At 42.8% G+C, this 21957-nt stretch carries 22 protein-coding genes; 19 read left to right on the forward strand and 3 right to left on the reverse strand.

Annotation, left to right across the window (positions count from 1 at the left end):
* Genes yqeH through BLR82_RS18685 form a run of 7 tightly spaced genes read left to right on the forward strand, consistent with a single transcriptional unit; the run spans position 1 to position 4499 of the window.
* Complete coding sequence (gene yqeH / locus BLR82_RS18655; protein ID WP_074600946.1) at positions 1-1101, forward strand: ribosome biogenesis GTPase YqeH; 1101 nt, start codon at positions 1-3, stop codon at positions 1099-1101.
* 10 nt (positions 1102-1111) lie between these two features.
* A complete protein-coding gene (gene aroE / locus BLR82_RS18660; protein WP_074600947.1) occupies positions 1112-1951 on the forward strand; it encodes a shikimate dehydrogenase in 840 nt (279 codons plus the stop codon).
* A gap of 1 nt (position 1952) precedes the next feature.
* Positions 1953-2243 carry a ribosome assembly RNA-binding protein YhbY gene (gene yhbY / locus BLR82_RS18665; protein WP_074600948.1) on the forward strand — a complete coding sequence of 97 codons (291 nt, stop codon included), beginning with the start codon at positions 1953-1955 and terminating at the stop codon, positions 2241-2243.
* Between the two features lie 11 nt (positions 2244-2254).
* Positions 2255-2824: a nicotinate-nucleotide adenylyltransferase gene (locus BLR82_RS18670; RefSeq protein ID WP_074600949.1), complete on the forward strand. Its 570-nt coding sequence runs from the start codon at positions 2255-2257 to the stop codon at positions 2822-2824.
* Positions 2811-3404: a bis(5'-nucleosyl)-tetraphosphatase (symmetrical) YqeK gene (gene yqeK, locus BLR82_RS18675; RefSeq protein WP_074600950.1), complete on the forward strand. Its 594-nt coding sequence runs from the start codon at positions 2811-2813 to the stop codon at positions 3402-3404. Before BLR82_RS18670 ends, yqeK begins: the two co-directional genes overlap by 14 nt.
* The gene (rsfS, locus tag BLR82_RS18680; RefSeq protein ID WP_026569883.1) at positions 3397-3744 is read left to right on the forward strand and encodes a ribosome silencing factor; all 348 of its coding nucleotides are present in this window, start codon (positions 3397-3399) and stop codon (positions 3742-3744) included. The genes yqeK and rsfS overlap by 8 nt, the downstream gene beginning before the upstream one ends.
* Positions 3744-4499, forward strand: a complete 756-nt coding sequence (locus BLR82_RS18685; protein WP_074600951.1) for a class I SAM-dependent DNA methyltransferase — start codon at positions 3744-3746, stop codon at positions 4497-4499. The genes rsfS and BLR82_RS18685 overlap by 1 nt, the downstream gene beginning before the upstream one ends.
* Positions 4500-5351: 852 nt before the next feature.
* On the opposite strand, the gene comER is transcribed toward BLR82_RS18685, so the two are convergent.
* Entirely contained in the window at positions 5352-6176 is an 825-nt protein-coding gene (gene comER, locus BLR82_RS18690; protein WP_074600952.1) for a late competence protein ComER, read from the reverse strand.
* 88 nt (positions 6177-6264) lie between these two features.
* On the opposite strand from comER, the gene BLR82_RS18695 reads away from it, so the two are divergent.
* The 3 genes from BLR82_RS18695 to BLR82_RS18705 all read left to right on the forward strand — a co-directional run bounded on the left by BLR82_RS18695 (position 6265) and on the right by BLR82_RS18705 (position 9826).
* Complete coding sequence (locus tag BLR82_RS18695) at positions 6265-6879, forward strand: helix-hairpin-helix domain-containing protein (RefSeq protein ID WP_083334945.1); 615 nt, start codon at positions 6265-6267, stop codon at positions 6877-6879.
* 64 nt (positions 6880-6943) lie between these two features.
* Positions 6944-7507 (forward strand): ComE operon protein 2, encoded by a 564-nt coding sequence (locus BLR82_RS18700; protein WP_074600953.1) that lies wholly within the window; start codon positions 6944-6946, stop codon positions 7505-7507.
* A gap of 30 nt (positions 7508-7537) precedes the next feature.
* Complete coding sequence (locus BLR82_RS18705; RefSeq protein WP_074600954.1) at positions 7538-9826, forward strand: DNA internalization-related competence protein ComEC/Rec2; 2289 nt, start codon at positions 7538-7540, stop codon at positions 9824-9826.
* 108 nt (positions 9827-9934) lie between these two features.
* On the opposite strand, the gene BLR82_RS18710 is transcribed toward BLR82_RS18705, so the two are convergent.
* Positions 9935-10069: a YqzM family protein gene (locus tag BLR82_RS18710; RefSeq protein WP_074600955.1), complete on the reverse strand. Its 135-nt coding sequence runs from the start codon at positions 10067-10069 to the stop codon at positions 9935-9937.
* A 322-nt stretch (positions 10070-10391) separates the two neighbouring features.
* Here BLR82_RS18710 and holA point away from each other — a divergent pair, with 322 nt between their 5' ends.
* Positions 10392-11444: a DNA polymerase III subunit delta gene (gene holA, locus BLR82_RS18715; protein ID WP_074600956.1), complete on the forward strand. Its 1053-nt coding sequence runs from the start codon at positions 10392-10394 to the stop codon at positions 11442-11444.
* 172 nt (positions 11445-11616) lie between these two features.
* On the opposite strand, the gene rpsT is transcribed toward holA, so the two are convergent.
* A complete protein-coding gene (gene rpsT / locus BLR82_RS18720; RefSeq protein WP_026569890.1) occupies positions 11617-11883 on the reverse strand; it encodes a 30S ribosomal protein S20 in 267 nt (88 codons plus the stop codon).
* A gap of 166 nt (positions 11884-12049) precedes the next feature.
* On the opposite strand from rpsT, the gene gpr reads away from it, so the two are divergent.
* The 8 genes from gpr (at position 12050) to dnaK (ending at position 21805) form a co-directional block, all read left to right on the forward strand.
* The gene (gene gpr / locus BLR82_RS18725; protein WP_074600957.1) at positions 12050-13150 is read left to right on the forward strand and encodes a GPR endopeptidase; all 1101 of its coding nucleotides are present in this window, start codon (positions 12050-12052) and stop codon (positions 13148-13150) included.
* Positions 13151-13241: 91 nt separating this feature from the next.
* Positions 13242-14435, forward strand: a complete 1194-nt coding sequence (spoIIP, locus tag BLR82_RS18730) for a stage II sporulation protein P (RefSeq protein ID WP_083334946.1) — start codon at positions 13242-13244, stop codon at positions 14433-14435.
* A gap of 11 nt (positions 14436-14446) precedes the next feature.
* Entirely contained in the window at positions 14447-14767 is a 321-nt protein-coding gene (locus BLR82_RS18735; RefSeq protein ID WP_074600958.1) for a DUF3679 domain-containing protein, read from the forward strand.
* Positions 14768-14957: 190 nt separating this feature from the next.
* Positions 14958-16772, forward strand: a complete 1815-nt coding sequence (gene lepA, locus BLR82_RS18740) for a translation elongation factor 4 (RefSeq protein WP_074600959.1) — start codon at positions 14958-14960, stop codon at positions 16770-16772.
* Positions 16773-16938: 166 nt separating this feature from the next.
* On the forward strand, positions 16939-18096 hold the full coding sequence (gene hemW, locus BLR82_RS18745; RefSeq protein ID WP_074600960.1) for a radical SAM family heme chaperone HemW: 1158 nt from the start codon (positions 16939-16941) through the stop codon (positions 18094-18096).
* Positions 18097-18173: 77 nt separating this feature from the next.
* The gene (gene hrcA, locus BLR82_RS18750) at positions 18174-19205 is read left to right on the forward strand and encodes a heat-inducible transcriptional repressor HrcA (protein ID WP_074600961.1); all 1032 of its coding nucleotides are present in this window, start codon (positions 18174-18176) and stop codon (positions 19203-19205) included.
* Between the two features lie 166 nt (positions 19206-19371).
* Positions 19372-19944 (forward strand): nucleotide exchange factor GrpE, encoded by a 573-nt coding sequence (gene grpE / locus BLR82_RS18755; protein WP_425440914.1) that lies wholly within the window; start codon positions 19372-19374, stop codon positions 19942-19944.
* A 31-nt stretch (positions 19945-19975) separates the two neighbouring features.
* Positions 19976-21805 carry a molecular chaperone DnaK gene (gene dnaK, locus BLR82_RS18760; RefSeq protein WP_074600963.1) on the forward strand — a complete coding sequence of 610 codons (1830 nt, stop codon included), beginning with the start codon at positions 19976-19978 and terminating at the stop codon, positions 21803-21805.
* Positions 21806-21957: the final 152 nt, after the last annotated feature.

Consider the following 21957-nt stretch of genomic DNA (forward strand, 5'->3'; position numbering starts at 1 on the left):
ATGGAAGAAATAATCTGTCAAGGGTGTGGAGCGTCTATTCAAACGGAAGAAGAGAAGAAGCCGGGATATGCGCCGAAGTCTGCTTTGGAGAAGGAAGTTGTTATTTGCAAACGCTGCTTCCGTTTAAAGCATTATAATGAAGTGCAAGATGTCTCACTGACTGATGATGACTTTTTGAAGATGATCAGTGAAATCCGTAATACCGACGCGCTAATTGTGCAGGTGGTCGACATTTTTGACTTCAATGGCAGTTTCATTAACAGCCTGCAGCGGCTGACTGGAAGCAATCCCATCTTGCTTGCGGGAAATAAAGTAGATTTACTTCCAAAGTCTACAAACAAAAATAAACTGAAGCAATGGCTGCACCATTCGGCAAAGGAAGAGGGTCTTCCGGTAAAGGATGTTCTATTGGTTTCTGCGGAAAAGGGGATCGGATTTGATGAACTGGAATCCGCAATTGAAACGTACCGGGAAGGAAAAGATGTGTATATTGTCGGCAGCACGAATGTAGGGAAATCGACGCTGATCAACAAATTAATCAACCGGACCAGTGGAATTAGTGATGCAATAACCACTTCCTATTTTCCTGGGACCACTCTCGGTTTTATTGATATTCCACTGGATGAAGATAGTTCGTTGTATGATACACCAGGAGTCATAAATAGAAAACAGATGGCTCACTATTTATCTGATGAAGATGTGAAAGCAATCACGCCTGGAAAAGAGATAAAACCGCGCGTATTTCAATTGAACGAACAGCAGACGCTTTATTTTGGGGGTCTTGCCCGATTTGACTTCAATAAGGGAGGAAGAAAGTCTTTTGTTTGTTATTTTGCGAATCAATTGAACATCCATCGTACCAAACTGGAGAACGCTGACGATCTTTACCAGCGCCATGTCGGTGAATTGTTGTCACCTCCTGGCCAAGAGTCAATGGAATTGCTCCCGGAGTTTGAGAAGAATACGATGAAACTAACAGAAGGGAAAACGGATGTTGTGTTTCCAGGGTTAGGCTGGATCACTATACCGGAGGGGGATGTTACGGTTACAGTATACAGCCCGAAAGGCGTAACTATATCGATCCGACCTTCCTTGATATAGGGGGAGAATAATGGGATATAAGCTAGGATTGATCGGCTACCCGGTTCAACATTCCTTGTCGCCGTTCATACATCAAAAATTCATGGAGAATACTGGCATTCAGGGATCCTATCAACTGTTCGCGACGGAGCCGAATCAACTAGAGAAGCGCGTAAATGAATTGAAAAGAGCGGGTATCTCCGGGTTCAATGTGACTGTACCGCATAAGCAAGCAGTCATGTCGTACTTAGATGAAGTGGACACGGATGCTTATAGAATCGGTGCAGTTAATACGGTGGTAAACGATAAAGGGAGGCTGAAAGGGTATAATACCGATGGCAGCGGCTATCTGCGTTCCCTGGCTGAGGCTTATCCTGACGTGCTTCGGCAAGAGAAAAAGGCACTTATACTGGGAGCAGGAGGAGCTGCTCGCGGGATTTACCGTGCACTTGCCAAACACGGAATACAAAGAATCGGTATAGCCAACAGAACCAAGTCCAAAGCAGAGGGCTTGCTTGATTTACAGGATTTACATACCGAAACAGAAATCCTTTCCTATTCTGAAGCGGAATCGTCGCTCGATAACTATGATTTGATTGTACAAACTACATCTGTCGGGATGTCTCCTGAATACGATGAACAGGTCATCTCATTAAATAAGGTAAAGCCACATACAGTGGTTAGTGATATCGTTTATAAGCCATTGACTACCAAGCTGTTAAGACAAGCCGGGGATTTAGGTGCCAGGACACACCAAGGGCATACGATGCTGCTCTATCAAGCCCAATATGCATTTGAAATTTGGACAGGAACACATCCACAAATGGAATCATTGGTGGAACAACTAGAACAAAGATTGCGAGGGAAATGAAATGTTAACAGGCAAACAGAAACGTTATTTACGGTCTCAAGCTCATCATTTAAACCCTATTTTTCAAGTTGGCAAGACAGGGGTCAATGAGAATATGATAACCCAGGTGGGTGAAGCCTTGGAAAAACGGGAACTAATCAAAGTCAGCATCCTGCAAAATTGTATGGAAGATAAAGGGGATGTTGCAGAGGAGCTTGCAGAAGGAACCAAGGCAGAAATTGTACAAATAATAGGAAACATCATCGTACTATACAAAGAATCGGAAGAGAACAAACAAATTGTACTGCCCTAAAGGAGTTTGTTATGAAAAAAATTGGTTTGTTAGGTGGCACATTTGACCCACCTCATTTGGGTCACTTGTTGATTGCTGAGGAAGTATACCAGGCGTTACAGCTTGATGAAGTGTGGTTTATTCCCTCTAATTTGCCGCCGCATAAGCAGCATTCAGGAACAAATGCGGCGATCCGTTTGGAGATGGTTGAGGCCGCTACAGAGGATAACCCTCATTTTCGTGTAGAACCGATTGAATTAGAGCGGGAAGGGAAGTCCTATACGATTGAAACCATACGGTTATTACAGGATCGTGAGCCTGACACCGATTTTTATTTCATCATAGGAGCAGATATGGTGGAATACTTGCCTAAGTGGCACCGAATCCAGGAGCTGACCGGAATGGTTCATTTTGTAGGAGTGAAACGTTCCGACTACCGACTAGATACCGACTACCCAGTTTTGGAAATCGAAATACCTGGTATAGATGTTTCTTCTACTTTAATACGGGAAAGAACTTCAGCAAACCATTCTGTGAAGTATTTGGTGCCGGATAAAGTGATTAACAAGATAAAGGAGTATCGTTTATATGGAACGGAGTGAAGCCTTGGCTATCGTAGAGCCGCACCTGACAAAAGCGCGGTTCGAACATACTGTCCGAGTTACGGACACCGCATTAGAATTGGCGGACAAATATGGGGGAAACTTAAAAACGGTAGAGCTTGCAGCGATTTTCCATGATTACGCCAAATACCGGGATCGAGAGGAAATGCGCAGCTGGATTATCCATGAGCCCCTTCCCAAGGATTTATTGGAATATCATCATGAATTGTGGCATGGCCCGGTTGGTGCTTTACTTGTAGAGCGCGAGGTCGGCATCCAGGACAACGATGTCTTAAGTCCGATTCGCTGGCATACGACCGGAAAAGCCGGCATGAATCATCTGGAAAAGCTGGTCTTTTTGGCCGATTATATGGAACCTGGACGTGCCTTTCCAGGGGTCGATGATGTTAGAAGGGCAGCCAAGGAAAATTTAGACTATGCCTGTTGGATGGTATCCAAAAATACCATTCGTTATTTAGTGAGCAAAAATCAACGGATTTATCCGGATACTTTTCATGCATATAATGATTTAACGAAGATGTTGGAGGATAATAAATGGAGGGAAGCAATTAATGGATAGTAAACAATTGGCACAATTAGCGGCAAAAGCATGCGAGGATAAAAGGGGAGAAGATATTGTCTTATTGGACATGAAGGATGTCTCGCTTATCGCCGACTATTTTCTCATATGTGAGGGGAGTAATGAACGGCAGGTCCAGGCAATTGCCAGAGCAATAAAGGAAACTGCAGAAGAAAAGGAACTGACCGTGAAGCGGCTGGAAGGATTTGAGCAGGCAAGGTGGATTTTGGTCGATTTAGAAGATGTAGTCTGTCACATCTTCCATAAAGAAGAAAGAAGCTATTATAATTTGGAGCGTTTATGGGGAGACGCACCACTAGTGGAAACAGGAATTAATTAATGTCATATGCGAAGCTTGCGATGGTTTATGATTTGCTGATGGAAGATGCCCCATATGATGAGTGGACGGCTTTTGCCGAAAAAATGTTTGGCCGCTATGCTAAATCCATCGGCAAAGTTGCTGACTTAGGCTGCGGTACCGGTCAAATCACCAGGCGTCTGGCCAATGCCGGCTACCGAATGACAGGCATAGACAATTCAGAAGAAATGCTTGCTTACGCTAGGAGTGCAGCCGAAGAAGCAGGCCAACAAATACAGTGGTATCAAGCAGATTTAACCGAATTGAGTGGTTTTTCTCAATTTGATGCAGCCATCAGTTTTTGCGATGTGATTAATTATATTACGGACGAGCAATCTTTACGCAAAGCGTTTGCCAATGTAAACCGAATGTTATCTCCCAAAGGATTGTTTCTCTTCGACACCCACTCGATTGAACATATCGAGCATGATATGAAGGGAGAGACTTTCGCTGAAATATATAATGATATATCGTATGTTTGGCTTTGTCAGCCAGGGGAGAAACAAGGGGAAGTTTTCCACGATTTAACGTTTTTCATTCAAGAAGCAGATCAGCGATATCAACGGTTTGATGAACAGCATCACCAAAGGACTTTTCCGGTTAATCAATATAGAGAGCTGCTGAAAGATGCCGGTTTTGTTATCCGGGGAGTTTATGGGGACTTTTCTGATGAACCGCTTGAGGAATCGCAAGCAGAACGGGTTTTCTTTGTGTGTGAAAAAAAGAAAGAGGTTTAACCACCTTCTTGGCTTGTAGAAGAACGTTAAGTTTTTCTACAAGCTTTTGTTATGCGCAATAGATATAAACTGCGCAGTAACTATTATGTAAATTGCTATTGCTATTTAAATAAGCGTGTTAACCACCGCTTCGGCAGCATACTTCGCTTTCCGCGGGCACGGCTTCAGATAACTTGGTAAAAAACACCGCTTTTCCAAGTGGATCTTCAGCTCGCGCTTTTCCCGCAGGAGTCTGCGTATGGTACCTGCGCTAAGAAGCGTGCTGATTATCGTAAGCGTAGAAACCTTTTCCATTGAATCCCAACAAGACATCTTAAAAAGGCTTGCTTGGAATCGTGTACTTCTCTTCTAAAAAAACAGTTGGGGTTCCATCTTTTCTCCTTCTCTTGGACTCTGCTTATTATCCTAGTCACACGCAGTAACAAGTGATTCAAGAGAAAAATGGCTAGTACACTCGTTTATAAACAGGTAGCTGTTCTCGGCGGAGGAAATACCTATAGACTCCTCGAAAATACAATACGATTTTCTTCGTGCGATGCATCGCTGCCGCAGCCTTCCTTGGGACTGCGATTACTCGTCCCACCGAAAACACCTGTCCTGCGGGAGGGAAGGCCTCGGTGAGATCCCGCAGAGCGTTAGCTCGTGGAAGCTCACCAGCCGCCCGCGGAAAGCTTAAGGTATTTCCGTAGCGCCGGATTACACCACTACTATAAAAAAAAGGCCCTAGGACTTAAAAGGAAGTTACTGCGTAGTCTCTATCAATTACATCGCTTAACAAGAATATTTCACTCAAAATTTTTTATTTGGTTTATTTAAAAAAAAGGATTTTCGCAAAATCTGTTGAATTTATTATTAACCCTCTAGCATTTGATAACTTATTTTTTCGATGTCCTCGCGGTATTTTGCGTGTGTCCTGCTAATTAAGCCGCTAAATAAACGGCCGGCTTCTCCTTCCAGCGCTTTGATCCCTTCTCCTGTAACTCCGCCTTTGACGCACACCTTTTCAACGAGTAGCGGGAGGCTGTAATGCCCTTCTTCCAGTAATTTCCCGTACCCAATCAGCATGTTTTCCATTAGACTTGTTGCCTCTTGCTTGCTGATGTTGGTATCACGGCAGGCGGCTTCGATGAATTCCTGAGCCAAGTAACTGAAAAAGGCAGGACCGCATGAAACGATGTCGGAGGCTATCCGTGTCACATCTTCTTCAATGTCCTGCGGATTAGAAAACAGCTTGCTGCTTTGGAGTAAGTATCCTTTCATCACTTTTGTTACCGATTCGCCGAAACTGAAGAGTGTTGTCCCAGAAAGAGCCCTGTTCGTGATACTTGGTATCATCCGGACGACCTGACAAGGTACCAGATGTTCCAGTCGCTGAACAGAATAGGGGCTAGTAATCGATACAAGGCACTGTTCGCTGGTCAGTTTGTCATGAATTTCGCCAATTAGCGGATAAATTTCCGTCGGCCTTGCACAAATGAAAAGAATATCTGCTACAGCTGTAAGTTCCATTTTGTCCTCTAAGACATGGATACCTGGATATTTTACCTGTATAGCATGAGCTTTACTGATGGTTCGGTTGGTTATATAAAGTTGATCCGGCTCAATAACGCCTGAGGACATCCAAGCATGAATAAGGATTTGCCCCATATTTCCCGTCCCGATAACTCCCCATTTCATTTCATCAACTCCCTGCATGTTTTACCAATCTATTGTATGAACAAATAGGCCGTCCTATGAGACCTTGTTAAGAAGGAGGAAAAATAAGATGGAAATAGTGAAAAAACACGTTCGAATCATTTTAATTATGATCGGGTTGATCGTTTTAGCTGCTATTTACTTACTTAGTGACCCCTTGACAGCCGAAGAAGGAAATTCACTCTCCTTACCGGAAGAAATACGCGGATCTTCTGGAATGCAAGCTGAACAAAACGGAGATCCGTTAAATCAAAGTGAGAAAGGGGAAGTATATGTAGATATCAAAGGAGAGGTGAAACATCCAGGTGTTTATCCTTTGTCTGCTGGCAAAAGGGTTAGAGATGCAATTGAATTGGCAGGAGGATTTCTTAAAAAAGCGGATTCGAACGCGGTAAATTTAGCTCAGAAAGTGCAGGACGAACAGGTGATTATGGTTCCTGCTCAAGGCGCACAAGACGAGAATTCAGATGTGGAAGCTGAACAGGGGAATAGCAAGATCCCCTTGAATACTGCCGATGCAGAAGAATTGACAAAGCTGCCTGGAATCGGCCCTTCCAAAGCAGATGCTATTATACAGTATCGCGATGAAAATGGCGGTTATCAGAAGATAGAGGAACTGCTTGAAGTAGCCGGCATCGGGAAGAAGACTCTGGAAAAAATCGCTTCCTCTATTCAAGTTCCATAGAGTATTGACGAGAAAAAATGCTGGGGTTAAACTAAATGAAACTGTGGTTAAGGTGGTAATTAATTTGGAAAGAATATCTTGGAATCAATATTTTATGGCTCAAAGCCATCTACTTGCACTGCGCAGTACCTGCCAGAGGTTGATGGTTGGTGCAACCATTGTTCGAGACAAGCGGATTATTGCGGGGGGCTATAATGGAAGTGTATCTGGTAGTGTCCATTGCATTGATGAAGGCTGTTATGTAATAGACGGTCATTGCGTTAGAACCGTCCATGCGGAAATAAATGCACTCTTGCAGTGTGCGAAGTTTGGAGTTGCCACAGATGGAGCAGAACTGTATGTGACTCATTTTCCATGTCTCCAATGCTGCAAATCGATTATCCAGAGCGGAATCCGCAAAGTCTATTATGCGGAGGATTACAAAAATCACCCTTATGCGATAGAACTTTTCCAAGATGCAGGAGTAGAAACGGAAAAAGTGAAGCTGGAAGAGGTTGCAGTGGATATCCGGGTACAGGAGAAAAAGCAATATGTGGATCAATTATTGGACAAGCTGGAAGAAGCGGGAAAAGATGAGCAGGAACTTACTGCCTTTAAGCAGGAAGCAGAGCAGTTATTTCGTGTATAATCCTGTTATTGAAATGGGGCGGAAGAAGCGGTGAAAGGGAATTGGCATCTAATCGCCCTGGCAATGCTGGCGAGTTCCCTTTCCGTTTTCCATCATAACGTGATCATCGTATTCTTTTTTCTCCTTTGGATTTTCTTGCTTTATTTTCGAAAGAGATTGAGCGGCAAGCATACGATGTTTATTTTCTCCTCGCTTGTCTTGTTTAGTGGATGGTTTGTTTTTACTAATGAACCTTCTCCTTCCTACTCATCAGATCCCGAAATAATTCAAGGGAAAATCGTCGGTTCCATTCAAGGCACCCCTGAAAAAACTGAATTTATTTTAAAGGACAGAACAAACGGAATCAAGACGCTGATCACCTATTTTAATAACAAAGAAAAGGGAGAGACTGGTACGGTAACTTCCGAACAGTTGCGAAGAGGAGCTGATTGTCATGTTAAAGGGCGACTTGAACTTCCCCAGCAGGCTTCCAATCCAGGAGAATTTAACTTCCGAGACTACTTGAAATCCAAGGGTATTTCCTATCAATTGATTCTCTCTTCTAAAGACAGCCTCCAATGTAAAGGTTCTTCTTTCCTATATTTCTTCGATCAAATTCGTTCCTCAATCCTGAAGATTAATAATTCCCATCTAAGTCCTTTTTCCGCATCCTGGCTTAATGCGCTTCTGATGGGTGATGATACACAACTTCCGGAAGAGCAATTAGCTAGGTTTCAAAAATGGGGAATAAACCATTTGTTAGCGATTTCGGGATTGCATGTCGGCTTGCTGGTGGCGGTTATTTATTATCTTGCTGTAAAAACCGGATGGTGGACGGTAGAGAACATTCAATCTTGCTTAATTGCTGTCCTGCCTATATATGCTGTTTTGGCTGGAGAATCCCCTTCCGTTTGGCGTGCGAGTTTGCTGGCCGTCCTCTTGGTAATTTGCAAAAAATTAAATTTAAATCTGTCGCTGACAGATTGTCTCAGCCTCATTTTCATAGGGTTAATGATCGGGAATCCACAATTGATCATGCAAACAGGTTTTCAATTCTCCTATCTCGTGACCTTTGGTTTACTCCTATCCAAAAATTTTTTCACCAAACCGTACTCCTGGTTTTACATTAGCTTTTCTGTAAGTCTCATAGCCCAGCTTACGATTCTCCCCATTCAATTGGACACCTTTTATTTTTTTCAACCCCTGTCAATAATATTAAATCTGATTGTCGTACCTTACTTCACTGCATTTGTGATTCCTTGTCTCTTGGTGTTGCAATTTTCTGTCCTGCTTATTATGCCTCTTGCTGATTTCATCGATAAATTGTTTTTTAGCGTTCATCATACCATGCTGCTTTATTTGGAGAAAATTGACCAAAATTTTGATTCTTCTTGGGTTATCGGTGATTTTCCCACCCTCATGTATGGACCATACTTTTTATTACTGATTATGTTTATGGCAAAATTTACTGCCGAAAGACGTTTTAAAGCACTTCTATATGGTGTGGGATTGGTTTCTTTACTTGTAGCATTATCGCTCTCCCCATTTTTGAGTCCTCGCGGAAAAGTGACCATGCTGGATGTCGGCCAAGGAGATTGCTTTGTCATTGAACTTCCGCACCGAAAAGGAGTAATACTGGTCCATGCTGCCGGGTCAGCCTCGGCTGATTTTCATGCACCGACAGACAAAGTCTATAAGCAAATAATCAAGCCATACTTATACTACAGGGGCATTACTACCATCGATGGGCTGTTTTTGTCACACGGTGACTTGGATCATGATGGCAGTGCTTCTTATTTGCTCCGCGATTTTGATGTAAAAAAGCTATTCACCAGTCCTTATTATCAATTTAGTCAACAACAGATGGCTGTATTGCCACAGGTGAATACACGGCTTGTTCAACTGAATGCCGGACAATCCATAACAGTCGGCGGAAAAGTGTTCATTATACTGTCCCCATCTGGTGAGAGCGGGGATTCGAATGACAATTCAATGGTATTATTTTCGGAAATCGGAGGAAAACGCTGGTTGTTCACTGGAGATATTGGAAAAGACACGGAAAGGGCTGTGATTAACGCTTACCCGAAGCTTGATATTGACGTTTTGAAAGTAGCTCATCATGGAAGTAAAACGTCCACATCGTCAGAAATCCTGCAGCAGGTAACGCCTAAAGCGGCCTGGATATCAGTAGGAAGGTCAAATCGATATGGCCATCCGCACCGAGAAGTGCTTGAAAAACTGAACAAAGCCGAAATTTCTGTTATGCGGACAGATCAACATGGGGCGGTATGGTACTCATTTTACGGCCAAGGTGGAACATTTTATTCCTTTCTTCCATAGAATGATCATGTAACCGGAAGCAATCCATGTTAATGAATCAGATCAGGAACCAACAATTAAAAAAAGAGACTGCGTCAAACAGTCTCTTTCCTTGCGTACCATACTTATTCAGGATCCGATCACTTTTGCAAAGACACCAATGAAGAAAATGATGAAAAAGAAAAGGAATGAGAAAATAAATCCTTTTCCAGAATCAACGACATCATTATTTTTGGATTGGACATCTCTTTCGAATTCGTTCACATTAACCCCTCCTATAACAACTTTAGTATAAGACATTCACGCTAAAAAATCCACTTTTGATTGTAATTTAACTTGTTTAAATGTACTTACCTTTGTTAGCAAGACTTAACACCCATATAAAAAGACAAACTGGTCAATCTATAACCAAGAGCAAAATGTCGCAGGCACAGCAGTTTCCCGGGGCTGTTATGCCTGCGTTGATATAGATTGCTTTTTCTTAAGGAGGAGACAGCTTGGTCTGTTTTCTCCTTCCTGTCATAAACCTGCTTGCAAGGAAGTCTTTTTCGTTTTACGATTGTCCTACAAGGATGGAGTGAACAGGATGAATTATTTTGATGTTTTAAAGGAGATAAAAAACAAGCATTTTTCTCCAGTATATTTATTATATGGAACAGAGTCCTATTTAATACAGGATATCCGTCAGCAACTCCTGTTGAATGCACTGACGGAAGAAGAGAGGGAAACGGGTGTTACTACATATGATTTAACGGAAACGTCCATTCAAGAAGTGATAGAGGATGCGGAAACATACCCGTTTTTTAGCGAGCGGAAAGTGATTATGGCAAACAATGCGGTTTTTTTAAAAGCGAAACCAGATAAGGTTGCTGTCGAGCACAATCTTGATGCCCTTCAAACATACTTGTCGACTCCGGCTGAATATACCATACTTCTGATTACTGCTCCCTATGAAAAAATTGATGAGCGAAAAAAAGTAACGAAAACGTTAAAACAACAAAGTGCTTTTATTGAATGCCAGCCAGTGAAGGAATGGGATTTGCCCAAATGGATTGAAAGTTTGGCAAAGAGTGCCGGAGTGGAAATCGACGAAGATGCTTTTGATATTATAGGTCAGGAAATGGGAACCAACTTGCTTATGCTGAAGCAGGAAATCGATAAGCTTGCATTATACACAGGCGGAGAAGGAAGGATAACAAAGGAAATCACCGAGCAGTTGATCGCGCACAATGCCACAACCTCTGGATTGAAGCTGGTAGATGCAGTAATTGAAAAAGATTTAAGTAAAGCTGTTCATATTTACAAGGACTTGGAAAAAGCAAACGAGGATGCAATCGCGTTACTTGCATTGCTTGCTTCCCAATTCAGAACTGTCATGCATGTAAAGGTGTTGCAGAAAAAAGGGTATTCACAAAAACAAATGGCCCAGCAGCTTAAGGTACATCCGTATGTGGTGAAGATGTCACAAAAACGAGAGAAAAGCTTTACCCTTGATGAGTTGCAGCAAATCATCCATCTGTTTACAGAGACGGATACGCAGATCAAACAAGGCAAAATGGACAAATCCCTTTCCTTTGAGCTCCTTCTTTATCAATTGATTCATCATCGGCAAAACAAAAAACTTAGCACCGATAGGTAGCATATAAAGGGACTGCCGGAAGCCAATTAGCTTCTGGCAGTCCCTTTTTTGGATTCTCTGAAATGAAAATACCGGGATGATAAAAACATTCGTTCAGGCTGCTTCGTTTATTTAAGGGAAATAAAAAACGATCCTGCGTCAGGATCGTTCGTGTTGGTCATAAATCAAGCCGTTAGGCACTAAGTTCATTAACTATTTTTGCAAGACGAGCTTTTTGGCGGTTGCCTTTGTTTTTGTGGACGATACCTTTTTGAACAGCTTTGTCAATTTTATGAGTTGCTTTTCGAAGCGCCGTTTGCGCATTTTCGACATCATTGCTATTAACAAAGTTTTCTACACGCTTAATCTGTGTACGCATATCCGTTTTAAAGGATTGATTGCGCAAGTGGTGATCGTTGTTAGTGCGGACACGTTTAATTGCAGATTTAATATTAGCCATTTAGTTTCACCTCCATAGAAAACATCCCTAAAATATTAATTTGGAACAAAAGCCATTTTACCAAAGCGTTTGCTGCTTTTCAATAGCTATCTTTCAGTATAAACGATATTCTGTATGATTAACAGTAAAACCGGCAACCCTAAACAATAAAAAGGGAGGTCGCAACATGAACAAGGAAGAACAAAAGAAATACCAAGTAAGAACTGATTTAGCAGTAGAAGCAAAAGACATGTATGTAGAAAAAGAAAAAACGGATGAGAGTAGTATTAAGGGAGTTACAACAAAGGAAAGACAGGAAGGGGACATCACGGTAACCTATGTGCAAATAGATGAAACGGGGGCAGAAGCGCTCGACAAAAAAGCGGGAAGCTATGTAACGATTCATTCGGAAGCCGTTAAAAAGCAGGATACCAAAAGCCAGGAGCAGACTGCGAAGGTATTAGCCAAAGAAATGGGAGAGCTGATTAAACAAAGTAAGATTCCAAAGGAAGCAACTTGTCTAGTAGTGGGACTGGGAAATTGGAATATTACCCCGGATGCTCTCGGGCCGATGACCGTCGAAAAAATCATGGTTACCAGCCATTTGTTTAACCTCCATCCAGAATATGTGGAAGAGGGCTATCGACCAGTTTCTGCCATGACTCCCGGAGTAATGGGAGTAACCGGAATCGAAACCAGTGATATTATCTTTGGATTGATCAACCAAGTGGAACCTGACTTCGTTATAGCGGTTGATGCGCTTGCATCCAGGTCAGTAGAGCGGGTCAATGCCACCATTCAAATATCTGATTCGGGTATCCATCCAGGATCGGGAGTCGGGAACAAACGGAAAGAGATTAGTGAGACGTCCCTTGGAATACCGGTGATTGCTATAGGGGTTCCGACCGTGGTCGACGCGGTAACAATAACCAGCGATACTATCGATTTTCTCCTTAAGCATTTTGGCAGAGAGTTCAAGGAAAAGGATAAGCCTTCAAAAGCCTTGACACCTGCTGGAATGTCTTTCGGGAAACGAGAGCTTAAAGAAGAGGACTTGCCGGGAGAAGAACAAAGAAAAGCCGTATTAGGTATGGTCGGTAGTTTATCGGAGGAAGAAAAGCGTTCGCTCATCAAAGAAGTATTAACTCCCTTGGGGCATAATTTGATGGTGACACCAAAAGAGGTTGACGGTTATATGGCTGATATGGCCCACATTATTGCGTCCGGTCTCAATGCTGCACTTCATGAAAATATCAATGTCGAAAATTTCGGCTCCTATACCCGCTGATTAATCCGTAATTCCAATTTCTAGTTCTACTTCTTCCTGTCAGTTCATAGATTCTACTAAAGATGATAGAAAAGACAGGAAGGATGGAAACATGAGAAAGAAGACTCGAAGAACGACCATTCACGAATTTGTGTACAAAACGAAGCCTTGGTATAGAAACGGTAGTGTACTTATTTTAAGCATAACGGCATTGTTTATTTTTATAGGGGTCCTCACGACGATACAGCCTGCCTATCGGTTATCCTCCAGTACAATCAATGAATGGACAAGGCAGATTAAAGGGTCCTCGTTTCTCTACTTAGTAGGCATGGAAAACAAGGCTTTCGAAAGTGCTTATCCGGATGACTATCAACCGCTCGATACTTCCGATTTGGCTTTCAGGCTGACTACGAGTTTGAAACCGGAAGATCCTCGCAGTTTGCTCGGAAAGGAATTGCCAGGATTTCAACAGTTTGACCGGGAAATATTGATTGCTGGTGAAGGGACGAATTATACCAATCTTACCGCAGAATCTTCTGCTCCACTTGAAGTGGTTTTGAAGGAAAGGGAGGCATCACTTCCAGAGGAGGAGGAAAAAGAAACAGAAGAAAGCGAGGGGGAAAAAGAGTCCAGTCAGCCGACTACAGGTGACAGGAAAGTGGTGTTTATATATAACACCCACAACCGAGAGTCATTCTTACCGCATTTGCCAGGAGTCGACAACCCGGATGAAGCGTTCCATGCAGAAGTCAACATAACTAAAGTGAGCGATGAATTGAAAAAGCGCTTGGAGGAGCATGGGGTCGGAACGCAAGTAGACCATACGGATAATACAGGGGAGCTCCAGGAAAAAGGCTGGGATTACACCGCTGATTCCTACCGGGCATCAAAGCCGGTGGTCGAGGCTGCGCTTGCCGATAATAAAGACCTGCAATTTGTTTTCGATCTTCACCGGGATTCCATGGGGAGAGATGTCACCACTAAAAAAATAGACGGAAAAGATTTTGCCAAAATAATGTTTGTGTTAGGAAGTGAAAATGAACATTTTGAAAAGAATTTAAAACTTGCCAACAAACTCCACCATTTAATGGAGGAGAAATACCCGGGACTTAGCAGGGGTGTCGAGAAGTATGGCGGTCCTGGCAGAAATGGTGTTTATAACCAGGACGTCTCGGAAAATGCCCTGACTATCGAATTTGGCGGCGTTGACAATAATATGGATGAACTGTATCGTTCGGCGGCTGCTTTAGCAGAAGTATTTAGTGACTATTATTGGGATGCAGAGAAAGTTCAGGCAAATCCTTAGGAGGTCGGCCAATGGCAAAGGTATTGTTCAGTTTACTGATAATGGTTCTATTATTTTTTGGTGGGATGCTGACAGGAATCAACCAGGTTGCCAAAGGACCGGAGGGTACAATAGTCGAGGATGAAGAAATCCCTGCCATTGATAAAAAAACACCTTTGATAACGGTAAAAGAGCCGGAAGCGGAGTCAGTTCTAGCTGCCCGAAAAGATTATGAACCGGTTAAGGAGACCCATTTTACACAAAAGCTGGCGGCTGCACTCGGAAACTTCCTGAGCTGGTTCTACAATCAAGTGATTGCAATCATATACCAGCTTGTACAGGTGTTTTTCTGATAAAGATATTGGATAAACAGGGTAAGTGTCGGAGGAAAAGACAGCAGAATGTGAAAGGCAGGAACCCTTGCCGGAAACAGACTGCTGTCATTTATTTGCAGAGAACTCCACTGTTTTCGTTGAATGTATTGCTGCCTACTGCTATAATCAATGCTAGTTATCGTTGCTCGAAAAATAGGAGTGATCATCATTGGCTAATGCAAGAAATCAAAGTAGAGTACGCAATTTTTCCATTATCGCTCATATCGATCATGGAAAATCAACACTTGCCGACAGAATTTTAGAAAAAACGAAAGCACTTACCTCCCGTGAAATGAAAGAGCAATTTCTCGATGCCATGGACTTGGAACGGGAACGCGGAATTACCATAAAATTAAATGCGGTACAGTTGAAATACCAACGCGACAATGGAGAAGATTATTTATTTCATCTCATTGATACACCTGGTCACGTAGACTTTACATATGAAGTGTCGCGAAGCCTGGCAGCATGCGAAGGTGCAATCCTGGTGGTTGATGCTGCACAAGGAATAGAAGCTCAGACACTGGCGAATGTGTATCTCGCGCTCGACAACGATCTGGAAATCATCCCGGTCATCAATAAAATCGATTTACCGAGTGCCGACCCAGAACGAGTCAAAAAGGAAATTGAAGATGTAATCGGAATCCCGGCCGATGACGCTATCTTAGCTAGTGGTAAATCTGGTATCGGGATCGATGAGATATTGGAACAAATCGTCGAAAGGATTCCTGCTCCGCAGGGTGACGCAGAAGCACCATTGAAGGCGTTGATTTTCGACTCCTTGTATGATCCTTACCGTGGCGTCGTCGCCTATGTCTGTGTGAAGGAAGGCTCAGTAAAAGTAGGCGACAAGATTAAAATGATGGCGAATGGAAAAGAGTTCGAAGTGAACGAACTGGGGGTATTCAATCCGAAACCATACCAACAGAAAGAACTGGCAGTCGGCGATGTAGGTTATTTGACAGCCTCGATTAAAAACGTAGGGGACAGCCAGGTTGGTGATACAATCACACTTAGTGAACGGCCTGCAGATGAACCCCTGCCAGGATACAAGCGCTTGAACCCAATGGTGTTTTGCGGGATGTATCCGGTCGATGCGAATAATTACAATGATTTACGTGAAGCGCTTGAACGCTTGGAATTGAACGACTCTTCCCTGCAATATGAAGCAGAAACCTCACAGGCACTCGGCTTCGGATTCCGTTGTGGATTCTTGGGTATGCTCCACATGGAAATCATCCAGGAACGAATCGAGCGTGAATTCAATATCGAACTGATTACGACAGCTCCAAGTGTTATCTATCAAGTTGCTTTGACAGACGGTGAAGAGGTAGAAGTGGATAATCCTTCCGTCATGCCGGATCCGCAAAGTGTTCAGGAAGTAAGGGAACCATACGTGAAAGCGACGGTCATGGTGCCGAATGATTATGTAGGCGCAGTTATGGAGCTTTGCCAGAAAAAGCGTGGCGATTTCATTGACATGCAGTATCTCGATGAAGTGCGGGTGAATGTCGTCTATGATATACCGCTCTCTGAAATTGTCTACGACTTTTTTGATCAGTTGAAATCCCAGACAAAAGGGTATGCATCTTTTGATTATGAATTGATCGGATACAAGCAATCCAATTTGGTGAAGATGGATATCTTACTAAATGGAGATACGATTGATGCTCTATCGTTCATTGTCCATAGGGATTTTGCATATGAACGAGGGAAACAGATTGTAGAAAAGTTAAAAAATTTGATTCCGCGACAGCAGTTTGAAGTTCCTGTACAGGCGACTATCGGCAACAAGGTAGTTGCTCGCTCTACAATCAAAGCAATGCGGAAAAATGTGCTTTCTAAATGTTACGGTGGGGATATTTCCAGAAAGCGTAAGCTGTTGGAAAAGCAAAAAGAAGGCAAAAAGCGAATGAAAATGGTCGGTTCGGTAGAAGTACCGCAGGAAGCCTTTATGTCTGTATTGAAAATGGACGAGGAGTAAAGCGTGCTTCTTCAAGTTGCAGACTGGTATTCCGTGATTGTCTCGCCAGTCTTCTGATTATCCATTCATAACAGGTAAATAAAAAAGGAGCTGTTCTTACCTGGAACAGCTCCTTCACTGATAACAACAAGATTGACTGCAATAAGCAGAGAAGGGGCGACAACAAATGGTCAAATCCGTTTATATTCATATACCTTTTTGCCAGCAAATTTGCCATTACTGCGATTTTACGAAGTTTTACTACAACGAAACACTTGTGGATGAGTATCTCGATGCTTTGGGGAAGGAAATGTCTACTTACATTGATGAACCAAAACAATCGATGAAAACCATTTTTGTTGGCGGTGGAACACCTACGGCATTGAACAGCAGCCAATTGGAAAAGCTGCTCAAAATGATTGACAGACATTTCGAAATTAACTCCTGTGAGGAATATTCCTTTGAAGCCAATCCAGGAGATTTAGATGATGAAAAAATCAGGCTTTTGAAACATTATGGGGTACAACGAATATCAATGGGGGTACAGGTCTTCGATGATGAGATGCTGGAGTTCATTGGCAGGGTACATCGGGTGAAGGATGTTTATCAGAATGTGGATGCCTTAACACAACACGGGTTCGAAAATATTAGCATCGACTTAATCTACAGCTTGCCCAATCAAACATTGGACCATTTTGAACGGACACTTCACGAAGCATTGTCCTTCAAGCTTCCTCATTATTCAGCTTATTCACTGCAAATAGAACCGAAAACCATTTTCTACCAACGTTACAAAAAAGGAAAGCTTCATAAACCGAAGGAAGAAGTGGAAGCAGAAATGTACCAGCTGCTAACCGAACGAATGGAGGGACAAGGGCTCAACCAATATGAAATCAGTAATTTTGCCAGACCTGGTTATGAAAGCAGGCACAACCTAACGTATTGGAACAATGATCATTATTATGGAATGGGCGCAGGGGCACACGGTTATTTACCCGGTAGACGGACCATCAATTTAAGACCTTTGCCGGCATATGTCGAGCAAGCATTGAAGGACGGGAAACCGGTACTTCATACGGAACCGATAGGCTTGAAGGAGCAAGTGGAGGAAGAAATGTTTCTTGGACTGCGCAAGCGTCAGGGAGTTTCCATCCAAAAATTTCAAGAAAAGTACGGACGGGAGATTAATCATCTCTATGGTGATGCGATTGAGCAATTGAAAAAGAAAGGCTGGCTGACGGAAAAATCTGGATTTTTACAACTTACATCAGAGGGCCTGTTGTTCGGAAATGAAGTGTTTCAGGAGTTTCTTTTGGACGATGATTCACTGGAGCTTACTTATTGACAAGGAACGGTCCATTTGATAATTTAATAATAGATTTAGCACTCACTACATAAGAGTGCTAACAGGGGTGATCATCGATGTTATCAAATAGACAGCTGCTCGTATTACAAGTTATTATTGATGAATTCATCACTACCGCACAACCAATCGGTTCCAGAGCTATTGCCAAGAAAGATGAAGTAACCTTTAGTTCTGCAACCATTCGAAATGAAATGGCTGACTTGGAAGAGTTGGGCTTTATTGAAAAAACGCATTCTTCTTCAGGTAGGGTGCCGTCGGAAAAAGGATACAGGTTCTATGTGGACCATCTCCTTTCCCCGTTTTCTTTGTCCAATTCTGAACTGGAGATCATTACACATACTTTTGAGGAAGAAATGCTGGAATTTGAGCGGGTTGTGCAAAAGTCTGCCGGAATTCTTTCCGATTTGACAAATTATACATCTATCATATTAGGGCCGGAAGTTTTTGAAACAAAATTGAAACAGCTGCAAATCATCAGCTTAACGGCAAATACAGCTGTTGCTATTTTGGTTACCAATACCGGTCATGTTGAACATCGTTCTTTTAATGTACCACACGAAATCAATGCGGCCGACCTGGAAATACTGGTCAATATACTGAATGACAAATTGGCTGGTGTGCCGATTATCAAGCTGCAGGAAAAACTGAAAGCAGAAGTGGCGGCATTGCTGAGGGAACATACACGCGATTATAAAACGGCCTACCATTACCTTAACGGAGCTTTGTTTGAGGAACACCCAGTCAAGCTCTATGTAGGAGGTAAAACCAATATATTGATGCAGCCAGAGTTTAAAGACGTGGAAAAAATCAGGTCACTGTATTCCGTGATGGAACAGGAAGAACTTGTGGCGAGCCTTCTCCGAACAGAAAAAGACGGGATTAAAGTATCCATTGGACAGGAGAATAAGCTTGACGCCATGCAGGACTGCAGTTTGATTACCGCTACTTACTCGATAGGCGACAAGCAAATGGGAACACTTGCCTTGCTTGGGCCGACAAGAATGGAATATTCAAGGGTGATCAGTCTGTTGAACGTGCTGTCGAAAAGATTGACCAATACTTTCCGCTCGCTGTATGAAAGGGAGTAATTGCGGGTATAGCTGATATGATGGGAAGCCGTGTTTCCCATCCCTTCTTTGTGTGCAGACAGAATGATTTTTTTGCAACAATTTCAAACGTATTTATTTAACACACACCATTTTCGTGATATATTCTACAATGGTTATGGTGGAAGAGGTTGCTTAGGAGGTGACAATCGTGGAAGAAAAAGATCAGGAAAAACAAGAACAGGAAGTAGTGGAAGATCCTGAGCAAGAACTGGTGGAAGAAACAGAGGAAGATTCCGACTCCAACAACGAGGAAAAGGACCAGCAGGCTGCACAGGAAATCGAAGCAATAAAGAAGGAAAAAGAGGACGTATATCAGCGATTGTTAAGATTACAAGCTGAGTATGATAATTTCCGGAAACGGACGCAAAAAGAAAAAGAGGCAGATCTTAAGTATAAATCACAATCACTTGTATCTGAGCTGCTTCCTGTCGTCGACAATTTTGAAAGAGCGCTGGATACAGTGCCCGAGGATGAATCGGCTGCAGGATTTGTGGACGGCATCAAAATGGTTTATCGCCAATTGAGAGATGCTTTAGAAAAAGAAGGCGTCGAAGAGATCAAAACAGAAGGTGAAACGTTTGATCCAAACATCCATCAGGCAGTTATGCAGGTGGAAGATGACCAATATGAATCCAATGTAGTTGTGCAAGAATTGCAAAAAGGCTATTTACTGAAAGACCGTGTCATTAGGCCGGCTATGGTAAAGGTCAATCAATAAACTACATATGCTGTAAAGGAGGAAGTTAGACATGGGAAAAATAATTGGAATTGACTTAGGAACAACAAACTCTTGTGTAGCTGTGATGGAAGGTGGAGAATCAAAGGTAATTCCGAACCCTGAAGGAAACCGTACCACCCCTTCCGTTGTTGCTTTTAAAAATGGAGAAAGACAAGTTGGCGAAGTTGCCAAGCGTCAGGCGATCACCAATAAAAACACGATTCAATCAATCAAACGCCATATGGGCACAGACTATAAGGTGGAGATCGAAGGAAAAGAATACACTCCACAGGAAATCTCTGCTATCATTCTGCAGTACATTAAATCATATGCAGAGGATTATTTGGGAGAATCTGTTGACAAAGCCGTCATTACCGTACCTGCTTATTTCAATGATGCCGAGCGCCAAGCAACAAAAGACGCAGGTAAAATTGCAGGTCTTGAAGTAGAGCGTATCATCAACGAACCAACAGCTGCTGCTTTGGCATATGGTATTGATAAAGATGATCAAGATCAGACTATCCTTGTCTATGACTTGGGCGGCGGTACATTCGACGTATCTATTCTGGATATCGGCGAAGGCACCTTTGAAGTTGTGGCCACTGCCGGTGACAACCGTCTGGGCGGCGATGACTTTGACCAAGTCATCATTGATCATATGGTTGCTGAGTTTAAAAAAGAAAATGGCATCGACCTTTCTCAGGACAATATGGCATTGCAACGGCTTAAAGATGCTGCCGAAAAAGCGAAAAAAGATTTATCCGGTGTTGCCCAAACCCAAATTTCCCTACCATTTATTACTGCTGGGGATGCCGGCCCGCTTCATTTGGAAATGAATCTTACTCGTGCTAAATTCGATGAGCTGTCTTCCAATCTTGTAGAACGGACTATGGGACCTACTCGTCAAGCATTGAAAGATGCTGGTATGAGTGCAGGAGAGATCGATAAAGTTCTTCTTGTCGGTGGATCCACCAGAATCCCTGCTGTGCAAGAGGCGATCAAAAAGGAAATCGGCAACGAACCATCTAAAGGGGTAAATCCTGACGAAGTTGTAGCGCTTGGTGCTGCTATTCAAGGTGGAGTGCTGCAAGGTGATGTCAAGGATGTAGTATTGCTGGATGTTACCCCGCTATCATTGGGTATTGAAACAATGGGCGGTGTAACGACTAAATTGATTGAACGGAATACGACCATACCTACCAGCCATTCACAAGTATTCTCAACTGCAGCAGATAATCAAACAGCAGTAGACATCCATGTGCTGCAAGGTGAGCGGGAAATGGCTGCAGATAACAAAACAATGGGACGTTTCCAGTTGACCGATATCCCACCAGCACCACGTGGTGTACCACAAATCGAAGTGTCTTTCGATATTGATGCAAATGGTATCGTAAATGTCCGGGCAAAAGATTTGGGTACGAACAAAGAACAATCGATTACCATCAAGTCATCTTCCGGACTATCTGAAGAAGAAGTGGAACAAATGGTAAAAGATGCTGAAGCAAACGCCGAAGAAGATAAGAAACGCCGAGAAGAAGTGGAACTTCGCAACGAAGCAGATCAGTTGGTCTTCACGACAGATAAAACCATCAAGGACCTAGGCGACAAGGTTTCTGAAGATGAAAAACAAAAAGCGGAGTCTGCTAAAGAAGAATTGCAAAAAGCGCTTGAAGAAGGCGACCTAGAACAAATCAGAACGAAAAAAGATGCCCTTCAAGAGCAGGTGCAAGCCCTATCGGTTAAACTATATGAACAAGCACAGGCAGATGCCCAGGCCCAGCAAGGTGAAAGCGGCCAGGAAGGCGATGATGTAGTGGACGCCGATTATGAAGAAGTAGACGACGATGAAGAGAAAAAATAGGCGTTGAAATAAGTCCGTGTCAAAAAGTCAAAGTCAGGATTTCCTTGGCTTTGGCTTTTTACACTTAATCCGTATTATAACACCAATTCATCAAGCTTCTATTTGTTATGTGCCCCAACTTATCTACACAAGAAGGAATTTGCTCAGTTAAG

The sequence above is a fragment of the Sediminibacillus halophilus genome, from assembly GCF_900103695.1.
Lineage (GTDB): Bacteria > Bacillota > Bacilli > Bacillales > Amphibacillaceae > Sediminibacillus > Sediminibacillus halophilus.

Bases quoted from the DNA above. Each gene is read 5' to 3' on its own strand.
- BLR82_RS18735 (WP_074600958.1), top strand. From the start codon at position 14,447: ATGGCAAAGGTATTGTTCAGTTTACTGATAATGGTTCTATTATTTTTT.
- gpr (WP_074600957.1), top strand. From the start codon at position 12,050: ATGAACAAGGAAGAACAAAAGAAATACCAAGTAAGAACTGATTTAGCA.
- yhbY (WP_074600948.1), top strand. From the start codon at position 1,953: ATGTTAACAGGCAAACAGAAACGTTATTTACGGTCTCAAGCTCATCAT.
- BLR82_RS18685 (WP_074600951.1), top strand. From the start codon at position 3,744: ATGTCATATGCGAAGCTTGCGATGGTTTATGATTTGCTGATGGAAGAT.
- rsfS (WP_026569883.1), top strand. From the start codon at position 3,397: ATGGATAGTAAACAATTGGCACAATTAGCGGCAAAAGCATGCGAGGAT.
- hemW (WP_074600960.1), top strand. From the start codon at position 16,939: ATGGTCAAATCCGTTTATATTCATATACCTTTTTGCCAGCAAATTTGC.
- BLR82_RS18670 (WP_074600949.1), top strand. From the start codon at position 2,255: ATGAAAAAAATTGGTTTGTTAGGTGGCACATTTGACCCACCTCATTTG.
- holA (WP_074600956.1), top strand. From the start codon at position 10,392: ATGAATTATTTTGATGTTTTAAAGGAGATAAAAAACAAGCATTTTTCT.
- dnaK (WP_074600963.1), top strand. From the start codon at position 19,976: ATGGGAAAAATAATTGGAATTGACTTAGGAACAACAAACTCTTGTGTA.
- hrcA (WP_074600961.1), top strand. From the start codon at position 18,174: ATGTTATCAAATAGACAGCTGCTCGTATTACAAGTTATTATTGATGAA.
- spoIIP (WP_083334946.1), top strand. From the start codon at position 13,242: ATGAGAAAGAAGACTCGAAGAACGACCATTCACGAATTTGTGTACAAA.
- yqeK (WP_074600950.1), top strand. From the start codon at position 2,811: ATGGAACGGAGTGAAGCCTTGGCTATCGTAGAGCCGCACCTGACAAAA.
- yqeH (WP_074600946.1), top strand. From the start codon at position 1: ATGGAAGAAATAATCTGTCAAGGGTGTGGAGCGTCTATTCAAACGGAA.
- BLR82_RS18695 (WP_083334945.1), top strand. From the start codon at position 6,265: ATGGAAATAGTGAAAAAACACGTTCGAATCATTTTAATTATGATCGGG.
- rpsT (WP_026569890.1), bottom strand. From the start codon at position 11,883: ATGGCTAATATTAAATCTGCAATTAAACGTGTCCGCACTAACAACGAT.
- comER (WP_074600952.1), bottom strand. From the start codon at position 6,176: ATGAAATGGGGAGTTATCGGGACGGGAAATATGGGGCAAATCCTTATT.
- aroE (WP_074600947.1), top strand. From the start codon at position 1,112: ATGGGATATAAGCTAGGATTGATCGGCTACCCGGTTCAACATTCCTTG.